Annotated in this window: 17 protein-coding genes; 6 read left to right on the forward strand and 11 right to left on the reverse strand. The window is 67.0% G+C overall.

Annotated features, from left to right (window positions below):
- Positions 1–16: 16 nt before the first annotated feature.
- From AC1RQC_RS21235 to AC1RQC_RS21275, 9 genes are all read right to left on the reverse strand, one after another.
- On the reverse strand, positions 17–832 hold the full coding sequence (locus tag AC1RQC_RS21235; protein WP_492884482.1) for a shikimate dehydrogenase family protein: 816 nt from the start codon (positions 830–832) through the stop codon (positions 17–19).
- Positions 833–868: 36 nt separating this feature from the next.
- The gene (locus AC1RQC_RS21240) at positions 869–1846 is read right to left on the reverse strand and encodes a 2-hydroxyacid dehydrogenase (RefSeq protein WP_492884484.1); all 978 of its coding nucleotides are present in this window, start codon (positions 1844–1846) and stop codon (positions 869–871) included.
- Positions 1847–1866: 20 nt separating this feature from the next.
- The gene (locus AC1RQC_RS21245; RefSeq protein ID WP_492884486.1) at positions 1867–2811 is read right to left on the reverse strand and encodes a sugar kinase; all 945 of its coding nucleotides are present in this window, start codon (positions 2809–2811) and stop codon (positions 1867–1869) included.
- Positions 2808–3596 carry a sugar phosphate isomerase/epimerase family protein gene (locus AC1RQC_RS21250; protein ID WP_492884488.1) on the reverse strand — a complete coding sequence of 263 codons (789 nt, stop codon included), beginning with the start codon at positions 3594–3596 and terminating at the stop codon, positions 2808–2810. The genes AC1RQC_RS21245 and AC1RQC_RS21250 overlap by 4 nt, the downstream gene beginning before the upstream one ends.
- Positions 3593–4327 carry an amino acid ABC transporter ATP-binding protein gene (locus AC1RQC_RS21255; RefSeq protein WP_492373692.1) on the reverse strand — a complete coding sequence of 245 codons (735 nt, stop codon included), beginning with the start codon at positions 4325–4327 and terminating at the stop codon, positions 3593–3595. The genes AC1RQC_RS21250 and AC1RQC_RS21255 overlap by 4 nt, the downstream gene beginning before the upstream one ends.
- Positions 4314–4964 (reverse strand): amino acid ABC transporter permease, encoded by a 651-nt coding sequence (locus AC1RQC_RS21260; protein ID WP_150985829.1) that lies wholly within the window; start codon positions 4962–4964, stop codon positions 4314–4316. The genes AC1RQC_RS21255 and AC1RQC_RS21260 overlap by 14 nt, the downstream gene beginning before the upstream one ends.
- Positions 4961–5719 carry an amino acid ABC transporter permease gene (locus tag AC1RQC_RS21265; protein ID WP_492373691.1) on the reverse strand — a complete coding sequence of 253 codons (759 nt, stop codon included), beginning with the start codon at positions 5717–5719 and terminating at the stop codon, positions 4961–4963. The genes AC1RQC_RS21260 and AC1RQC_RS21265 overlap by 4 nt, the downstream gene beginning before the upstream one ends.
- Before the next feature lie 55 nt (positions 5720–5774).
- Complete coding sequence (locus AC1RQC_RS21270) at positions 5775–6578, reverse strand: transporter substrate-binding domain-containing protein (protein WP_492373690.1); 804 nt, start codon at positions 6576–6578, stop codon at positions 5775–5777.
- Positions 6579–6793: 215 nt separating this feature from the next.
- The gene (locus AC1RQC_RS21275) at positions 6794–7849 is read right to left on the reverse strand and encodes a LacI family DNA-binding transcriptional regulator (RefSeq protein WP_492374928.1); all 1056 of its coding nucleotides are present in this window, start codon (positions 7847–7849) and stop codon (positions 6794–6796) included.
- Between the two features lie 247 nt (positions 7850–8096).
- Between AC1RQC_RS21275 and AC1RQC_RS21280 the strand changes: the two genes are divergently transcribed.
- Positions 8097–9110, forward strand: coding sequence for a serine hydrolase domain-containing protein (locus tag AC1RQC_RS21280; protein WP_492810104.1), 1014 nt, complete (start codon positions 8097–8099; stop codon positions 9108–9110).
- On the opposite strand, the gene AC1RQC_RS21285 is transcribed toward AC1RQC_RS21280, so the two are convergent.
- Positions 9100–10020, reverse strand: a complete 921-nt coding sequence (locus tag AC1RQC_RS21285; RefSeq protein WP_492884490.1) for a sterol desaturase family protein — start codon at positions 10018–10020, stop codon at positions 9100–9102. The genes AC1RQC_RS21280 and AC1RQC_RS21285 overlap by 11 nt on opposite strands.
- Positions 10021–10284: 264 nt before the next feature.
- Here AC1RQC_RS21285 and AC1RQC_RS21290 point away from each other — a divergent pair, with 264 nt between their 5' ends.
- The 5 genes from AC1RQC_RS21290 to AC1RQC_RS21310 all read left to right on the forward strand — a co-directional run bounded on the left by AC1RQC_RS21290 (position 10285) and on the right by AC1RQC_RS21310 (position 14758).
- Positions 10285–11241, forward strand: coding sequence for a hypothetical protein (locus tag AC1RQC_RS21290; protein WP_492884492.1), 957 nt, complete (start codon positions 10285–10287; stop codon positions 11239–11241).
- A gap of 69 nt (positions 11242–11310) precedes the next feature.
- Positions 11311–11604, forward strand: coding sequence for an EF-hand domain-containing protein (locus tag AC1RQC_RS21295; protein WP_492374933.1), 294 nt, complete (start codon positions 11311–11313; stop codon positions 11602–11604).
- Positions 11605–11650: 46 nt separating this feature from the next.
- Positions 11651–12364 (forward strand): response regulator, encoded by a 714-nt coding sequence (locus AC1RQC_RS21300; protein ID WP_150985838.1) that lies wholly within the window; start codon positions 11651–11653, stop codon positions 12362–12364.
- Positions 12364–13755 (forward strand): ATP-binding protein, encoded by a 1392-nt coding sequence (locus AC1RQC_RS21305; RefSeq protein ID WP_492884667.1) that lies wholly within the window; start codon positions 12364–12366, stop codon positions 13753–13755. The genes AC1RQC_RS21300 and AC1RQC_RS21305 overlap by 1 nt, the downstream gene beginning before the upstream one ends.
- Before the next feature lie 235 nt (positions 13756–13990).
- Positions 13991–14758, forward strand: coding sequence for a DUF4410 domain-containing protein (locus tag AC1RQC_RS21310; RefSeq protein ID WP_492884494.1), 768 nt, complete (start codon positions 13991–13993; stop codon positions 14756–14758).
- Between the two features lie 64 nt (positions 14759–14822).
- Here the strand turns inward: AC1RQC_RS21310 and AC1RQC_RS21315 are convergent, their stop codons facing one another.
- Entirely contained in the window at positions 14823–15818 is a 996-nt protein-coding gene (locus AC1RQC_RS21315) for an AraC family transcriptional regulator (RefSeq protein WP_492374935.1), read from the reverse strand.
- Between the last annotated feature and the right edge of the window lie 52 nt (positions 15819–15870).

Below are 15870 nucleotides of genomic sequence, written 5' to 3' on the forward strand. Positions count from 1 at the left end.
TGCGAGCGGTGGGTGGCTAGGACAGGCGTGCGATTTCCTCCAGCAGTGCCGCCTCCATCGCTTCGATCGGCGCGCGTGCGCAGCCGGTGTAGAACTCGACCTGGGCGCACGCCTGGTGCAGCATCATGCGCGTGCCGTCGATGGTGCGGCAGCCAAGCGCGGCGGCATCGCGGATCAGCTTGCTCCTGACCGGGATAAAGGCAGCGTCCATGACGATCAGGTGGGCGGCGAGCTGCCCGGCGACGGGGTTGACATCGGGTGCGCGAAAGCCGGCGGCCGTCGCGTTGGCGAGCATGTCGAAGTCTGCCGCCCGGAAGTCGGACAACGCACCGCCAAAGCGCAGGCCAAGCGAGGCGGCCAGTTCTTCGCCGCGCGCCGCGGTGCGGTTGAATAGGGTCACGGCGGCGCCGGCCTCGCGCAATCCATAGGCCATGGCACGCGCCGCGCCTCCGGCGCCCAGCAGCGCGATGCGCTTGCCTGGCAGCTCGGTCACCTCCTGGAAGGCGCGTACGGCGCCGATGCAATCGGTGTTATAGCCGGTCAGCACGCCATCGACATTGTTGATGGTATTGACCGCGCCGATGGCGCGCGCGGTCTCGTCGAGCTGGTCGAGGTGAGGGATCACGGCCTGCTTGTGCGGCATCGACACATTCATGCCACGCACGCCCAGCGCCCGGATCGATTGCACGGCGCCGGGCACGTCCTGCACGCCGAAGCAGACGAAGGTGTAGTCGATCTCCAGCGCCCTGTAGGCCGCATTGTGGATGCGCACATTGAAGGTGAAAGGCTCGCCCATGATCGAGCCGCACAGCGTGGGAATGGAACGGGGCATTGCGGATAGTCCTCGCGGGGAAGATTGAACGGTTGCCTAAGCAGCGATGGCTGCCAGGTCGAAGCGCGCGGCGGGTGGCCGGCCGGCCAGCGCGTCCAGCAGATTGCGCGTGGCCAGTTCCGCCATGGCGCGGCGGGTTTCATGCGTGGCTGAGCCGATATGGGGCAGGGCCGTCACCCGCGGATGGCAGCGCAGCGGCGAATCCTGCGGCAGCGGTTCGGTGGCAAAGACGTCGAGCCCGGCCGCGCGCAGGTGGCCGCTGTCGAGTGCCGCGAGCAGCGCGTCTTCCTGCACGATCTGGCCGCGGGCGCCGTTGACAAAGATGGCACCCGGTTTCATCAGTGCGAACTCGCGCTGCCCCATCAAGCTGCGCGTGCTCTCGGTCAGCGGCAGCGTGACCGCGACGATATCGGCGCGCCGCAAGGCGTCATCGAGTTCCGTGCGGGTGGTGCGCCCCACGAGATCGGGCGGTTCGGCGGCGGTCTCGTTGACGTAAAGCACCTCCATGCCGAAGCCAAGCGCCGCGCGGCGTGCCACCGCCTGCCCGATGCGCCCGAAACCGAGGATCGCCAGCGTCTTGCCATGCACGTCCCAGCCGAACAGGCTTTCACCGATATTGGCGGCCCAGCGGCCTTCGCGCACATGGGCGGCGAGCTCGACCAGGCGGCGGCTGGCCGCCATGATGAGCGCGAAGACGGTGTCGGCGGTGGTTTCGGTGAGTACGCCGGGCGTATGGCAGAGCGTAATGCCACGCCGGCGCAGGCAGGCGAGGTCATAGTTGTCGACCCCCACCGAAATGCTTGAGATCACTTCCAGCTGGCCGGCTTCGGCCAGTTCGGCCGCGCCTAGCTTGACGCTGGAGCCGATCAGGCCGTGCGCGTTTGCCAGCGCGGCGCGAAAGGCCGGCCGTTGCGCCGGCTGGCGCGGGTCGGCGACGATCACGTCATGCTCCGATTCGATCCGGGCGAGCAGGTCGGGCGGAATGGGACGGAACACCAGTACATTCTTGCGCATCGCAAATCCTTGCTGTGACTTCACAGGTTGCTGGCCGCCAGCAGGGCATGGGTCGGCAGGCCTTCGGTATCGCCACGGACCTGCACCGCCCGCGCGCCGATCCATGCGCCGCGCCGGACGGCATCGGCCACCGGCCGGCCTTCCAGCAGCGCGCTGATGACGCCTACGGCAAAGCCGTCTCCGGCGCCGACGGTGTCGACGACACGCTCGACGCTGAACGCCGGGACATGGCCGGTGCCGGCATCGCCATCGAAGTAGGCGCCTTCCGCGCCCAGCTTCACGACTACCAGCCTGGCGCCGCGCCTTCGGTAAAAGGCGGCAATGCGTTCGGGCTCCGCATGGCCGGTCAGGAAGCGGCCTTCCTCGATGCCGGGCAGCACCCAGTCGCACTGTTGGGCCAGATCGTTCAACGTCTCGCGCATCAGCTCGGGCGTGGCCCACAACGCGGGGCGCAGATTGGGATCGAACGAGATCGTGCGGCCGGCAGCCCGCATGGTGGCGATGGCCTGGCGCGTGGCGGCCTGCGTGCCTTCGGCCAGCGCGGGAAACACGCCGGTGACGTGCAGGTGCCGTGAGCGCCGTAGCCACCGGTCGTCCAGATGCCCCGGGTTCATGCGGCTTGCGGCCGAGCCACGGCGGTGATATTCCACGGGCGGATCGCTGCCGTCGTCGACCCGTCCCTTGAACTGGAAGCCAGTGCGCTCGCCCGGCTCGCACACCACCTGGCTGCAATCCACGCCTTCGCGCCGCATTTCGCCGAGCAGGTAGCGCGCCATCGAATCATCGCCGAGGCGGCTGGCCCATCCGACCCTCAAGCCCAGGCGCGACAGGCCGATGGCCACATTGGTCTCGGCGCCGGCGGTGCGCTTGTGGAAGGTCTGCACGCCTTCGAGCGGCCCGGCTTCACCGGCCACCAGCATCAGCATTGCCTCGCCCAGCGTCACCACATCCAGATCGGGGCTCATGCGGGGATCTCCACCGAATGCAGCAGTTCGACATGGTTGCGCGTGACCTGTACCAGGTCTTCCCCTTGCAGCGGAAACTCAATGGCGCGCGCAACACCGGCTGGCAGGCGGCGCAATACGCTGCGCCATGGCGCAGCCGATTGGTCCAGCGGCACCGCGATCCACTTGGCAGGCGTGCGCAGCACGCCTTTGCAATGCACGTAGCCCACCTGGGCGGCGAAGACCTGCGCGGCGTCGAGGGGATCTTCGCCCGTCCAGTGCCAGTTGCCCATATCGAAGGTCATCGGGACCGTCTTGCCGAGTGCCGTGGCACGCGCGAAGAAGTCACGCAGCGGCGCTACGGTGCCGGCGCTGGCGGTCTGGTCGTTTTCCACGACGAGTTCGATGCCGCCGTGCCGCAGCCACGGGAGCAATCCTTCAAGTGCCGTGCCTTGGCGATAGCCACCCAGCGACATCTTGACCCGGCCGGCACCGAGCGCCAGCGCGGTCGTGAAGGCGCGATCGAGCGCGGCGAGATCGAGGCTGCCGGTTTCGCTCCAGAGCCCCTCCGGGCTTGACCAGACCACGGCCAGCCCGTGCTGTTCGGCGACCTCGCGCTGTTCCCTGACTTCATCCTTGTGTCCGCGCTGGAGTTCGCCGCGGTATTCCACGCCGTCGGCCCCGGCCGCCGCGGCAATCCGCGCTAGTGCCGCCTGCCCGTCGCGTTGGGCCAGGTCCGCGCCATAGGCCGTGAGCGAGATCAGCACCGGCGGCTGCAAAGAACTACCTGCTTGCCGCTGGGTCATTTCAAGGCTCCCGCGCTGAGGAATTGCTGTAGTTCCGGTGTGCGTGGCTGCGCGAACAGCGCCTTTGACGGGCCCGCCTCGTGCACCTTGCCCTGGTGCATGAAGATGGTGGTATGGGCCATGCGGCGCGCGAACTCCATCTCATGCGTCACCAGCACCATGGTCATGCCGGAAGCGGCCAGGTTTTCCATGACGCGCAGCACCTCCGCCGTCAGCTCCGGATCAAGCGCGGAGGTCACTTCGTCGAACAGCATCACCTTGGGCTCCATCGCCAGCGAACGGGCGATGGCCACGCGCTGCTGCTGGCCGCCCGAGAGCTGCTCGGGGTAGCAGTCCTTCTTGTCCTGCAGGCCGACCTGGGCCAGCACCTGGTCGACGATGCCGTCGATCTTGCCCGTGGCCATCTTCTTGACGATGGAAGGCGCCAGCGCAATGTTCTCGCCCACCGTCAGGTGCGGAAAGAGGTTGTAGCTCTGGAACACCATGCCTACGTCGCGGCGCAGGTCGAGCAGCCGCTTCCTGTCGTGATCCAGCTTGTGCCCGGCGACCGTGATATTGCCGGCGTTGATGGTTTCCAGGCCGTTCAGGCAGCGCAGCATGGTGCTCTTGCCGGAACCGCTGCGGCCGATGATGGCGACCACCTGGCCTGGCTCGATGGCAAACGACACGCCCTTCAGGACTTCGACGGGGCCATAGGATTTGTGCACGCCTTGTGCTTCAACGATGGGCATGGAGCCTCCTTTCCATGCGCCTGGCTGCCGAAGAAAGCGGGAAGCAAAGCGCGAAGTAGATAAGTGCGACGACGACGAAGACCGCGAAGGGCTGGAAGGTCGCGTTGTTGATCAGCTGGCCGGCGCGGGTGAGTTCGATGACGCCGATGATGGAAGTGATCGAGGTGTTCTTGACCAGCTGGACCGAGAAGCCCACCGTGGGCGGCAGGGCCAGCCGCACGGCCTGCGGCAGCACGACATGGCGCAGTTGCTGCCAGCGGGTGAGGGCGAGCGCCTCGCTGGCCTCCCACTGCCCTTGCGGCACGGCCTCGATGCAGCCCCGCCAGATCTCGCCAAGATAAGCGCTGGCGTAGATCGACATCGCCAGCATGGCCGCGACCATCGGCGACAGCTTGAGCCCGAGCACGGAGAGACCGTAGTAGCTCAGGAACAGCACGATCAGCACCGGCGTGCCTTGCACGATCTGGATATAGACCGTGCTGGCGAGGCGCAGCAGGGCGCTTCTGGAGGTCCGCCCCAGCGCCACCAGGAAGCCGGCCAGCGTGCCGCCGACGAAGGCCAGCAAGGTCACCCACAGCGTCCAGCGTGCTGCCAGGAGCAGGATTTCCAGATGATTCCAGGAGAACTCGGTGATCATTTCGCGCTCCCTGCAACAGCTGGCGTCAGCGCCGCATGCGCCAGGGGCGCAACGCGGGCAGTGCGCGCAGCCTTCCTGGCGCGCGCCACCACGCGGCGGCGCCTGAACACCAGATTGCCGATCAGGGCAAACATGGCGCGCAACAGCAGTGCCAACCCGATGTAGATGAACATGACAAGGATGTAGCTCTCGAAGGTGCGGAAGGTCTGCGAATCGACCTGGCTGGCGACCGCCGTGAGCTCTTCCACCGAGATCGCCGACACCACGCTCGAAGTCAGCATCATCAGCGTGAACTGGCTGGTCAGCGCCGGATAGACTTTCTCGAAGGCCGGCACCAGGGCGACGTGGCGGATCAACTGCCAGCGCGTCATGCCCAGCGCGGCGGCGGCTTCGAGCTGCGAGCGATGAACCGCCTGCAAGCCGGCCCGGATGATCTCGGTCGAGTAGGCGCCGAGGTTGACCGTCATGGCAATCACCGCGGCGGTGATGGCATCGATCTGCAGGCCGATGGTAGGCAAGCCGAAGAAGATGATGAAGAGCTGGATCAGGAAGGGCGTGTTGCGGATCGCCTCGACGTATACCCTGGCGGCGCGCTGGAGCCAGGGGCCGCCAAACGCTGCCGCGATGGCGCCGGCGGTACCGACCAGCGTGCCAAGCAGGATCGAGCCGAAGCTGAGCGCCAGCGTCATGGCCGCGCCGTCCGCAAAGCGGTCCAGCTGCGACAGCACCGGGCTCCATTCAAATTGATAGTTCATGCGGGTCTCCTGGCGCGCAGGCTGACGCCCGCGCGCAACGTCGGGCTTGCCGGGGTCAGAACGTTTGCAGCGCGGGCAGCGCCTTGCCGGTCCACTTCTGCGCAATGGCGTCGAGTTCGCCATTGAGCTTGACGTAGGAGATGGTGGTGTTGAGCCACTGGCGCAGCTCGAAAGCGTCCTTGCGCACGGCCATCGAGTTCGGTTGCACCGAGAACGCAAACTTGGCATCGAACTTGCCGGCGCCGCGTGCCTTCATGATCTCGTTGCCGGTGGTGCTGGGCAGGGCAATGGCTTCGACCTGGTTGCTGATCAGTGCTTGCGCACAGGTGGCGTCGTCCTCGAAGCGGACGATGCTCATGCCGGGCACCACCAGGCGGGTCAGTGCCGTGTCTTGCGTGGTGCCGCGCGTCACGCCAACCTTCTTCTTTCCAAGCTCAGCCAGCTTGGCGTACTTGGCCGCGACCGGCGCGAAGATGGTCAGCTCGAACGCGCTGTAGGGCGAGCTGAACATGATGGCCCGCGCCCGCTCGGGCGTCGGCGCCAGGGTGGCGACGAGGAAATCGACCTTGCCGGCTTCCAGCGCCGGAATGCGGCTGGGAGAGGTGAGCGGCACGATATCGACCGGCACGCCGAGGTACTTGCCCAGCAGGTTGGCGACGTCGACATCGTAGCCGGCGGGCTTGCCGGTGGCGTCCGTGGTGCCGAAGGGCGGCGCGCCCGTCACCACGCCGATGGTGACCTTGCCCCTCTTGACGATCTCGGCGACGGTCTGTGCCTGGACGCCGGCCGAGGCGCTGGCCAGGACCAGCAGCGTGAGCACGGGCGCGGCAATCTGGCGCAACAAGCGTTGGATAGTCATCAATGTCTCCTGCACGTTCTGTGGAATGCGTCGCTGGCGTCGCAGCGATCGGAAAGTACGGTTCTGAAACCGGTTTCAGGATTATAGGAAACCGGTTTCAGAACTCCAGCAGTGGAAACCCTTACGGGTGAAATTGGGGGATGGGGCGGGGGGCGGGGGAGAGGGTGGGCGCTCGTTACGCCCTCGCGTCGCCAGGAACCACTGTCGGGTTCCTGTCAGCCGCGGCGCGTCGACCCGCGCTTGACCAGGGTGCCAGGCAACAAGACCTGGCGCGGCGCAAGCTGCGCGCCTTGCAGCCGCTCGATCAGGCAGTTGGTGGCGGCGCGTCCGATATCGTCGGTCGGCTGGGAAATGGTGCTCAGGCCGGGGCCGACCAGGGCAGCCCATTCCGGATCATCGAACCCGATCAGGCCGAGGTCGGTGCCGAGCTGCCACCCCAGCCTGGCGGCGGCAGCGGCCACGCGCAGCGAGATCACCGCATTGGCCGCCAGCACGGCTACCGGCGCCTTGCCGGCGTCGCGGCGCAGGGCGCGCAGCGCTTCGTCCAGGGCGTCGTCGTCACCGGGGCGGGCTTCGAACACGCTGCCGCCAAGCGAGTCGGCGTGTTCCGCGACGAAGTTCTGGAAGGCCCGGGCCCGCTCGTTGCGCGAACTGATGGCCTTGATCGGCTCGCTGATGAAGAGCAAGCGCCGGTAGCCGGCTTCGAGCAAGTGGCCGGCAGCCTCGTGGACCGCGGAAAGGTTATCCAGGGCCACCAGGTCGACTTCCGCGTCGCCGACCTTGCGGTCGACCAGCACGACCGGCTTGCCCAGTTGCGCGGCATCGGCAAGGGCGCCGGCGTCGTGGCCCAGCGTGTGCAGGATGAAGCCCTCGACCCGGTAAGCCGACAGCGAGCGAATGGCTTCGCGCTCCAGTTGCTCGTCATTGCCCAGGTTGAACAGCATCACCATATAGCCAGCGTCGCGGCAGGCCTTCTCCACACCACGCAGCACGGCCACCGAGAACGAGTTGGAAACGTCCGCCACCACCAGCCCGATCAGGCGCGACTTGCCGCGCTTGAGCGCTTGCGCCATGGGACTCGGGCTATAGCCCAGCGCGCGCACGGCTGCGGCCACGCGTGCCTCCACGTCGGCGGACAACTGCTCGCCGCCCCGGTTCAGGAAGCGCGATACCGTTGCTTTCGAGACACCCGCATGGTTGGCAACGTCCTGGATGGTGAGTTTCTCTGCGGGCTTCAGGTCGGACTTGGGTTGTGTCACAGCGCGTGGCATGGGAAGTTGGTCTCGGTGAAACCAGTTTCAGGATTATGCATCGTGCGTACCTGACTTGCCAGCACGCCGGCCTTCGCGCAGATCCGCCGGCTGGTGACGGGCATGCCGGTCGTGTTTGCGTCGCGCCGTTCGTCACGCAGAACGCGTATCCGCGCGAGGCGCTGGCCGAGGCGATCATGCGCTGTGCGGAAGAGGCCCGGGCCGCACCTGCGCGATAATGGCGGCCTTGCTATCGGAGTGAGGCAACATGGGCCATGGAACGCCGTCGCTGGACATGCGCCTTGCGCATCTGCTGAAGGACAAATCCGTCACAGGCGCCTGCCTGGCGCACGTGCGCGAGGACTCGGTCGAGGTGGCCGCCGCCGGCGTGAGGAACCAGGACACCGCCGAGCCGGTGGATGCCGGCACCGTGTTCGGCGCGGCATCGCTCACCAAGCCGATTGTCTCGTACGCCTTGCTGCAGCTTGTCGACGCCGGCGTGCTGGATCTTGACGAGCCGCTGTCGCGCTCGGCCCAGCCGATCGTGCCGGACGATGCGGCCTCGGCGCGCATCACCATGCGCCACGTGCTAACGCATACGTGTGGGCTGCAGAACCTGCGCGACAAGAATCCGCTGCGGCTGCACTTTGCTCCTGGCGCGTGGTTCAGCTACTCCAGCCTGGGGTTCATTTTTCTGCAGTCTGCCGTTGAGGCAAAAACAGGGGAAACCCTGGAAGCGATCCTGCGGCGCCTGGTGTTCGAGCCACTCGGGATGCGCTCGTCGAGCCTGGAGTGGCAGGATCGGTTCCTCGCGAATGCGGCCAACCCGCATGAGGCGGCGCAGCGGCTAGACGTGCATCGCCCGCCCGCGGCGAGCGCCTCCTATTCGCTGCAAACCACGGCCGGCGACTACGGCGCTTTTGTTGCCGCCGTGCTTCGGGGCGATGGGCTCAGTGCCTCGACCTGGCAACAATGGCTGACGGCGAGCGTCATGGTGCCAAAAGGAGAAATCGTCTACCTCGATGGCGCGCCGGCTGCCACGGAGCCGGACATCGGCTGGGGGCTGGGGTGGGGCGTCGAGCCCAGCCGGGGCACGTTTTTCCAGTGGGGCAAGATGCAAGGCGTGAGGGCATTCGTGATGGGCAGCACCGAGCAGCGCGCGGGCGTCGTGCTGCTCACCAACAGCAACACAGGCTTGCGGCTGATGGAGGATGCCACCCGCGCGGCGCTGCCCGGAGAACACCCTGCGGTTCGTTGGCTAGCGCACGGGGTCAGCGAGTAGACACAGGCCGTGGCGCGGCGCAGTGGCGCCGGCGCAGGTTCTCCGTGGTCTCGCCAGTGCCGTCCGCGCGCCAGCCGGGCGGCAGCATCACGTAACGGATGGCGGTCCATGCATTGCGCGCCGACGCGATATCCCGCGCGAGGCTGACCCAGTGCTCGAACTGATTGACGAGCGGGTTGCGCGTGCGCGTCGGGGTTACCAGGCCGTAACGGCACGGTTCGTCGGCGCGTTCCTCGACGTAGGTGCCGAACAGGCGATCGAAGACGATCAGCACGCCGCCGTAGTTGGCATCCAGGTAATCGGCATTCGACGCGTGGTGCACGCGATGCGCCGACGGCGTGTTGAGCACGTATTCGAGCCAGCCGAGCTTGGGCATCCACGTGTTGTGCAGCCAGAACTGATACAGCAGGTTGAACATCAGCGTGGCGAGCACGACCTCAGGGCGCACGCCAAGCCAGACGAGCGGCGCGAAGAACATCGCCGAGCCGCTCAGCTTGCTGGTCCAGCCAAGCCGATAGGCAGACGACAGCGTCAACTGGTTCGGCGAGTGATGGACTGCATGCGTGGCCCAGAAAAAGCGGATACGGTGCGACGCGCGGTGATACCAGTAGTAGCAGAACTCCTGGCCGACAAACAGCAGCAGCGCCATCAGCGCGCTGTTGATCGTGACGGTAAAGAGGCGATGATCCCAGGCGAAGGCGAAGATCGGCGTTGCCAGCGAGAGCGGCAGCAGCGCGAACAGCTTGCCGCCCACCAGGTCGGCCAGCGACAGCCATGTTTCATTCCAGTCGAACGGCGCGGCGCTGTGGCGCAGCGTTCGGGTGAGCACGAACGCCTCGATCAGCGAGACGGCGACGATGAACGACGTGGCTAGCGCGACATAGAGCGCGATGTTTCCAGTGGTATGCATGATGGGCGCGGGACAGGTTGGGGTGGGGCGCGTCGTCTGCGGCAGTGACCGCCGTCGCGTCGGGTGAGGCCACTGTAGTGGGCGGCCGCCGCCAGAACCAGACGGAAAATATGTCGCTCGATGTCACTGGATCCGTCTGCCCGGCCGGTGTAACACCGCGACATGTTTTCCATGGCGAATGTTTCGCACCCTCGTCCTATAGTTCGTCCCGTTGCCAGGCCGCAGTGCGTGATCTGGCCCGAACCCGAACCCGAAGGACATCCCATGAAACGCCATCACGTTGTCACAGCGGCCGCCTCGCTGATCCTCCTCGCCAGCACCCCGGCCTTCGCTGGCTGGTCGGGCCACGGCACGGCCTACACGCCGCACGGCGTCTACAACGGCGCGCATGCCGGTTCATGCGCAGGCGCAAGCTGTTCGCACGCCGGTGGCCTCGCCGGCCCCTACGGCGGGATCGCGACGAATACCGGCACGGTGACCCGTACCGCGCCGGGGCAGTTCTCCAACTCGGGCACGGCGACCGGGCCCAACGGCCGCTCGGTACAGCACGCTGGCGACACCAGTTGCGCCGGCGGCACCTGCTCGCACACGGGCAACCTCACCGGGCCAAATGGCCAGACCGCCTCCACGGCGGGCAGCGTGACGCGTGACGCGCCGGGCCAGTATTCATCGTCGGGCACGATCACCGGCTCGAACGGCAACACGGTCAGCCACGCGGCATCGACCACCTGCGCCGGCGCGACGTGCGCCCGTTCGGGGACGGTGACCGGCGCGGAAGGCGGCACCGTCACCCACTCTGGCACCGCGACGCGCGTGGCGCCGGGTGTCGTGACGACGGGCGGCGGCACCACGGTGGTACACGGCGGCACGGTGACGACCGCAGGCACGGTCACGACCGGCGGCACGGTGACCACCGTGGGCGCCACCGTGGCGGTTGGCACCGCGCCGGTGGTCGTCACCCCCGCGCCGGTGGCGTATGTGCCGCCGCCTCCGGTGGCCTATGTGCAGCCCACGCCTGTCTACCTGCCGCCCGCGCAGCCCCCGAAGGCGGTCTACGTCGCCCCGCCGGCGCCCAAGGTGGTGGTGGTTGCGCCGCCGCCCCCGCCGCGGGTTGTGTATGTCGCGCCGCGTGCCGTCTACGTGGCACGGGCGCCGCGTGCGGCGGTCATGGTGCCCGGACATTGGGTGGGCCGCGTCTGGGTGCCTGCGCACTGGGCCTGACGGCCATCAGCCCTATCGGATCGACTACCCCGGCCGGCATCGAATGTCGGCTACACCACGGAGAACACCATGAAGCAGATGATCGCGGTTTTGATTTTGTGTATTGTTTCTGCAGGCGCATCGGCGCAGAGCGTCGCGCCGCCTGCGGGCGGCAGCGCGCGGGTGGAACGTGCGATGCAGCAATTGCAGATGCGCTTCGCCAATGCCAACACGACGCGCGACGGCAAGCTGACCCGGGAACAAGCGGCGGCGGGCATGCCGATGGTCGCCAGCCATTTCGACGAGATCGACACGCAGCAGGCCGGATACGTCACGTTGGCGCAGATCGAGGGGTTCATGAGACAGAAGGCAATGGCCCGCTGATCACCGCTGATCTCAGGCGATTCGCGATCCTTGCCGGAGACGCGCCATGGAGCAGGTGAACAGGATTATCGTGCTCGATGATGAGGCCGAGCTGCGCAACATGCTGCAACGGTTCTTGACCGGGCATGGTTTCCAGGTGCGCGCGGTCGCCGATGGCAAGCGGCTTGACCGCTACCTGCAGCGCGAGCCGTACGACCTGCTCGTGCTGGACCTGATGATGGAACCGGAAGATGGCCTGGCCATTTGCCGCCGGCTGCGTGCCGAAGGGCAGACGCTGCCCATCCTGATGCTGACCGCCAAGGGCGATCCGGTCGACAGGGTGGTCGGGCTTGAGACCGGCGCCGACGACTATCTCGCCAAGCCATTCCTCCCGGACGAACTGGTGGCGCGGATCCGCGCGCTGCTGCGCCGGCAGAAGATGGCGGCTGGAGATCCGACCGTGACCTCGCAGACCTTGCGCTTCGGCGATTTCGCATTCGATGTTGGCAAGCAGACGCTGGAGCGCGGCGGTGAGCCGGTCGAAGTGCACTCCGCGCAGATGCTGCTGCTGCACGCGCTAGGGTCGTCGCCAAACCGCCCGGTGAGCCGCGAGAACCTGCTGGCGCGCGCCCGCGGCCGCGACCATGACGCCCTTGACCGCAGCATCGACGTACAGATCCTGCGGCTGCGCCAGATCGTCGAAGACGATCCGTCCAAGCCGCGCTTCATCAAGACCGTGTGGGGCGTCGGCTACATGCTGGTCGCCGGCGTCGGGCCGTGATGCGGCTCGCGCTGCCCCGCTCGCTGCTCGCGCGCAACATCGCCCTGCTGGTGGTGCTCGTGGCGCTGACCCAGGTCAGCGCGCTCACCGTGTTGCTGCATTTCGTGCAGCGCCCACACATCGAGCGTGCGGCGATCATCTTTTCCGACTACGTGAAGACGCTCGACCGCGTCTTTGCCGCCATGCCGCCCGAGCAGGGCCGCGCGGCGGCCGCACGGCTCGGGGGGCAGGCGCAGCCGCCGGAGCAAGGCGTAGAGGCGCCGCATGCCAGTGCGCTCCACTTCTTTCGCACTTACCAGCGCGACGTCTTCATGGAGGCATTGCAGCGCTATCTGCCGCCGGACATGGCGGTGCGATGGCAGACGGGCAAAGGCGGGAGGGAGGGGGAAGGGGAGCAACTCTGGATTCGCGTACACGTGGATGGCGCGCCCCAATGGATCGCCTTGCCGATGACCGAAGACGCGCAGGCGAGCGGCGTCACCACCGCGCTGGCGCTGTCGGCGGCCTTCGCGTTGCTCGCGGCGCTCACGGGTTACCTGATCCAGCTGCACATCAACCGTCCGCTGCAGGATCTGGCGCGCGCGGCACGCCACGTCAGCGCCGGTGAAGCCCCCGTGCCTCTGCCCGCCAGCGGGCCGACGGAAATCGCCCAGGTGAGCAGCGCGTTCAACCAGATGACGCAGGCATTGCAGCAGGCGGAGGCCACACGCGCGCTGATGCTGGCCGGCGTGTCGCATGATATCCGCACGCCGCTCACCAAGCTGCGTCTGGCGATGGCCATGGCAATGCCACGCGGAGCCGCCGATCAGTTCGTGGCATCGGCGGAGGGCTATCTCGATCAGATCGACACGATCCTCCAGCAGTTCATGGACTACGCGGGCAGTGGCGAACGCGAGGTGCCGCAGCCTGGCGACCTCAATGCGCTCGTTAGCCAGCTCGCCGCGGATTATGCCGGGCTCGGGCACGAGTTCGAGCTTTCGCTCGGCAGCGTGCCGGCGCTTTCGTTCCGGCCGGTGAGCCTGATGCGGCTGCTGATGAACCTGATGCACAACGCGGTCGTCTACGGACGAACCGGCTTGTTCGTGCGCACCTGGGCCGAGGGCGATATGGCCTACGCCGCCGTGTGCGACCGGGGCAGCGGCATCAGCGCGCAGGAGCTGGAGCAGCTCAAGGCGCCCTTTAGCCGCGGCAGCAACGCGCGCGGCCATTCGGGCGGCACCGGCCTGGGCCTGGCGATCGTGGAGCGCATTGCGCGCCTGCACGGCGGCTCCCTGCAGTTCCGCGCCCGCGAGGGCGGGGGGCTGGAAGCGGTGGTGGCGTTGCCGCTGCACCGGCCATCGGCCTCAGGCGAAGCCGCGCATTCCGTACGCCCGGGCTCGACGCAAGCATGACATCGCGCGACATATTTCCTGCATGGCTCGCGCAGCCAGTTCCTCCCATACTTGCGTCTGCGGGTTGCGGCTCACACCGATTGCAGATGCGCCGCACGCAAGCAGGCGTGATCTCCGATGGTTTCTGATCCTGTGGATCGCATGATTGTCGGCGACATCTTCTCGGCAGATTTTCGGCAATCGGCGGCAATTTTTCGGCAATCGGCGCCGCGATGGTGCCGATGACAGGAACAACATGCGGAATTCATACCCACTCCTAAAGCACAACGCCACGCGTCTGGCGATGACGGCATTGGCGGCAGGATCGCTCTTGATGGCGGGCTGCGCCTGGGGCGTCACCGGCGTGACTCAGGCCAGCGCCATGCCTCAGGCACAGGTGCAGGCGGACATCATTTATGTGCAAGCCTTCGATGCCAGCCCGGATCAGGTGAAACTGGACAGCGGCATGGCGCAGAAGCTCAAGACGATGGTCACCGGCAGGTCCGCGGCCAGCGAGCAGAGCCAGGCGGCGTGCGAAGCGAGCGAGCAGGTGTCCGATGAAATCGTGCGCCAGCTGCAGTCCCAGGGACTGCGCGCGGTACGCGCGGACGGCCCCGCGCCCGCGCAAAGCAACGCGCTGATCGTCGAGGGAAGCATCCAGAAGATCGACGAGGGCAAGCGTCGGCGCCGCTTGCTGATCGGCCTTGGCGCAGGCAAGAGCGAGGTCGGCGCGTCGGTCCAGATCCTGTACAAGCCGGCGGACGGTGCGCCCATGCCGCTGCAGAGTTTCGCGGCCGAGGCCAACAGCGGCCACATGCCGGGCGTGGCTGAAACCGCCGGCGTCGGTGCCGCCGCCGGCCATCTCGCGATGTCCGCCGCGGCCGGCGCGGGCTTGCATGGCGTGTCCGAGGTCAAGCGCGACAGTATCTCCGCGGATGCCAGGCGCCTGGGCGATTCGATCGCGAAACAGGTCGTGGCGGCGAATGCCGCAAACGGGTGGATGTCGGCGGTGCCGGTGGAGTGACGGGGCGAGAAGGGGCGAGAGGTGGTGAGAGGGCCAGTGCCTTGAACGGATTCCTACCGGATTCCTACCTCAATCCCGCCGCGCGCCAGGGCGCATGGCGCTGTAGCCTTGCCTGTTCGCGCTGTAGCAGCGGGGCATAGCTGTGCAATTCCTGCGGCGCGATGTCGTAGGCGCGGCGAAAGGCGCGCGTAAAGCTCGATGCATTGTTGAAACCGAGCCCTGAGGCAATGTCCTGCACCGCCATGTCAGGAAAGCGCACCAGTTCATCGGCCGCCGCCCGCAGCCTGCGGCTGCGGATATAAGCGGCCAGGCCACCTTCATGCATGAATAGGCGGTACACGCTGGCGCGCGACAGATGCAGCGATTGCAGCACGCTGTCAGGGCTCAGGTCGGGGTCATGCAGATTGGCCTCGACATAGCGCCGCACCTGTCCGTACACCGCCGCCCGCACCGCTGCGCGGGCGTTGCCGGAGAGCCCCGCGTGCCGGCTGAACGCGGCGGCCAGCAGTTCGATCGCGGTGCGAAATGCCCGGTCTGCTTCCTCTTTGCACAGGCCTACGATTTGTCGATTCAGTGCCACCAGATGCGAGATCAGCACCCGCATCAGCGGTGTGGTGGCCTCAACCAGGCGGCCATGCAGCGAGGCGGCATCGGGGAAGGCCATTTCCACCAAGGCGCGCGGCACGAAAAACAGCAGCATGCGGCCATGAAAACTCCGGATGGTGCACGGCTGGTCCATGTCCAGCGCGAGAATGCTTGGCACGCCGTGCCACTGCGGCGCGTTCAGCCCTGGCTTGCCGCCCAGGAATTGGGCGGGCGCGCCTTCCAGGAACACGCTGAAGGTAATGTCGCGAATGTTCTCTGTCGACACGCGCCCCAACGAGCGCTCGGCCAGATTGGGGCTGGTGCGGATGTCGAAGAAGCTCAGATCGTCGATGGAGTAGCGAGACAGCGAGGCTTCGAAGGTCTGCTCGCCTTGCGCCGTGGCAGGCCGGATATCGTAGACCGGGCTCATCCGCTCCTGCCAGGCCAGCAAGCTCTGGCGGGCGTCGCCTTGCACGCTGAAACTGCTGTGCGCGATGCCGGGCGCTAGCGCGGGCGGCTCTGGAGGC

This window comes from Cupriavidus sp. GW822-FHT03E04 (assembly GCF_058801495.1).

What these genes read in the sequence shown, in the direction of transcription:
- AC1RQC_RS21235 (WP_492884482.1), bottom strand. Translation starts at nt 832, where the DNA reads ATGCCCCGTTCCATTCCCACGCTGTGCGGCTCGATCATGGGCGAGCCT.
- AC1RQC_RS21240 (WP_492884484.1), bottom strand. Translation starts at nt 1,846, where the DNA reads ATGCGCAAGAATGTACTGGTGTTCCGTCCCATTCCGCCCGACCTGCTC.
- AC1RQC_RS21245 (WP_492884486.1), bottom strand. Translation starts at nt 2,811, where the DNA reads ATGAGCCCCGATCTGGATGTGGTGACGCTGGGCGAGGCAATGCTGATG.
- AC1RQC_RS21250 (WP_492884488.1), bottom strand. Translation starts at nt 3,596, where the DNA reads ATGACCCAGCGGCAAGCAGGTAGTTCTTTGCAGCCGCCGGTGCTGATC.
- AC1RQC_RS21255 (WP_492373692.1), bottom strand. Translation starts at nt 4,327, where the DNA reads ATGCCCATCGTTGAAGCACAAGGCGTGCACAAATCCTATGGCCCCGTC.
- AC1RQC_RS21260 (WP_150985829.1), bottom strand. Translation starts at nt 4,964, where the DNA reads ATGATCACCGAGTTCTCCTGGAATCATCTGGAAATCCTGCTCCTGGCA.
- AC1RQC_RS21265 (WP_492373691.1), bottom strand. Translation starts at nt 5,719, where the DNA reads ATGAACTATCAATTTGAATGGAGCCCGGTGCTGTCGCAGCTGGACCGC.
- AC1RQC_RS21270 (WP_492373690.1), bottom strand. Translation starts at nt 6,578, where the DNA reads ATGACTATCCAACGCTTGTTGCGCCAGATTGCCGCGCCCGTGCTCACG.
- AC1RQC_RS21275 (WP_492374928.1), bottom strand. Translation starts at nt 7,849, where the DNA reads ATGCCACGCGCTGTGACACAACCCAAGTCCGACCTGAAGCCCGCAGAG.
- AC1RQC_RS21280 (WP_492810104.1), top strand. Translation starts at nt 8,097, where the DNA reads ATGGGCCATGGAACGCCGTCGCTGGACATGCGCCTTGCGCATCTGCTG.
- AC1RQC_RS21285 (WP_492884490.1), bottom strand. Translation starts at nt 10,020, where the DNA reads ATGCATACCACTGGAAACATCGCGCTCTATGTCGCGCTAGCCACGTCG.
- AC1RQC_RS21290 (WP_492884492.1), top strand. Translation starts at nt 10,285, where the DNA reads ATGAAACGCCATCACGTTGTCACAGCGGCCGCCTCGCTGATCCTCCTC.
- AC1RQC_RS21295 (WP_492374933.1), top strand. Translation starts at nt 11,311, where the DNA reads ATGAAGCAGATGATCGCGGTTTTGATTTTGTGTATTGTTTCTGCAGGC.
- AC1RQC_RS21300 (WP_150985838.1), top strand. Translation starts at nt 11,651, where the DNA reads ATGGAGCAGGTGAACAGGATTATCGTGCTCGATGATGAGGCCGAGCTG.
- AC1RQC_RS21305 (WP_492884667.1), top strand. Translation starts at nt 12,364, where the DNA reads ATGCGGCTCGCGCTGCCCCGCTCGCTGCTCGCGCGCAACATCGCCCTG.
- AC1RQC_RS21310 (WP_492884494.1), top strand. Translation starts at nt 13,991, where the DNA reads ATGCGGAATTCATACCCACTCCTAAAGCACAACGCCACGCGTCTGGCG.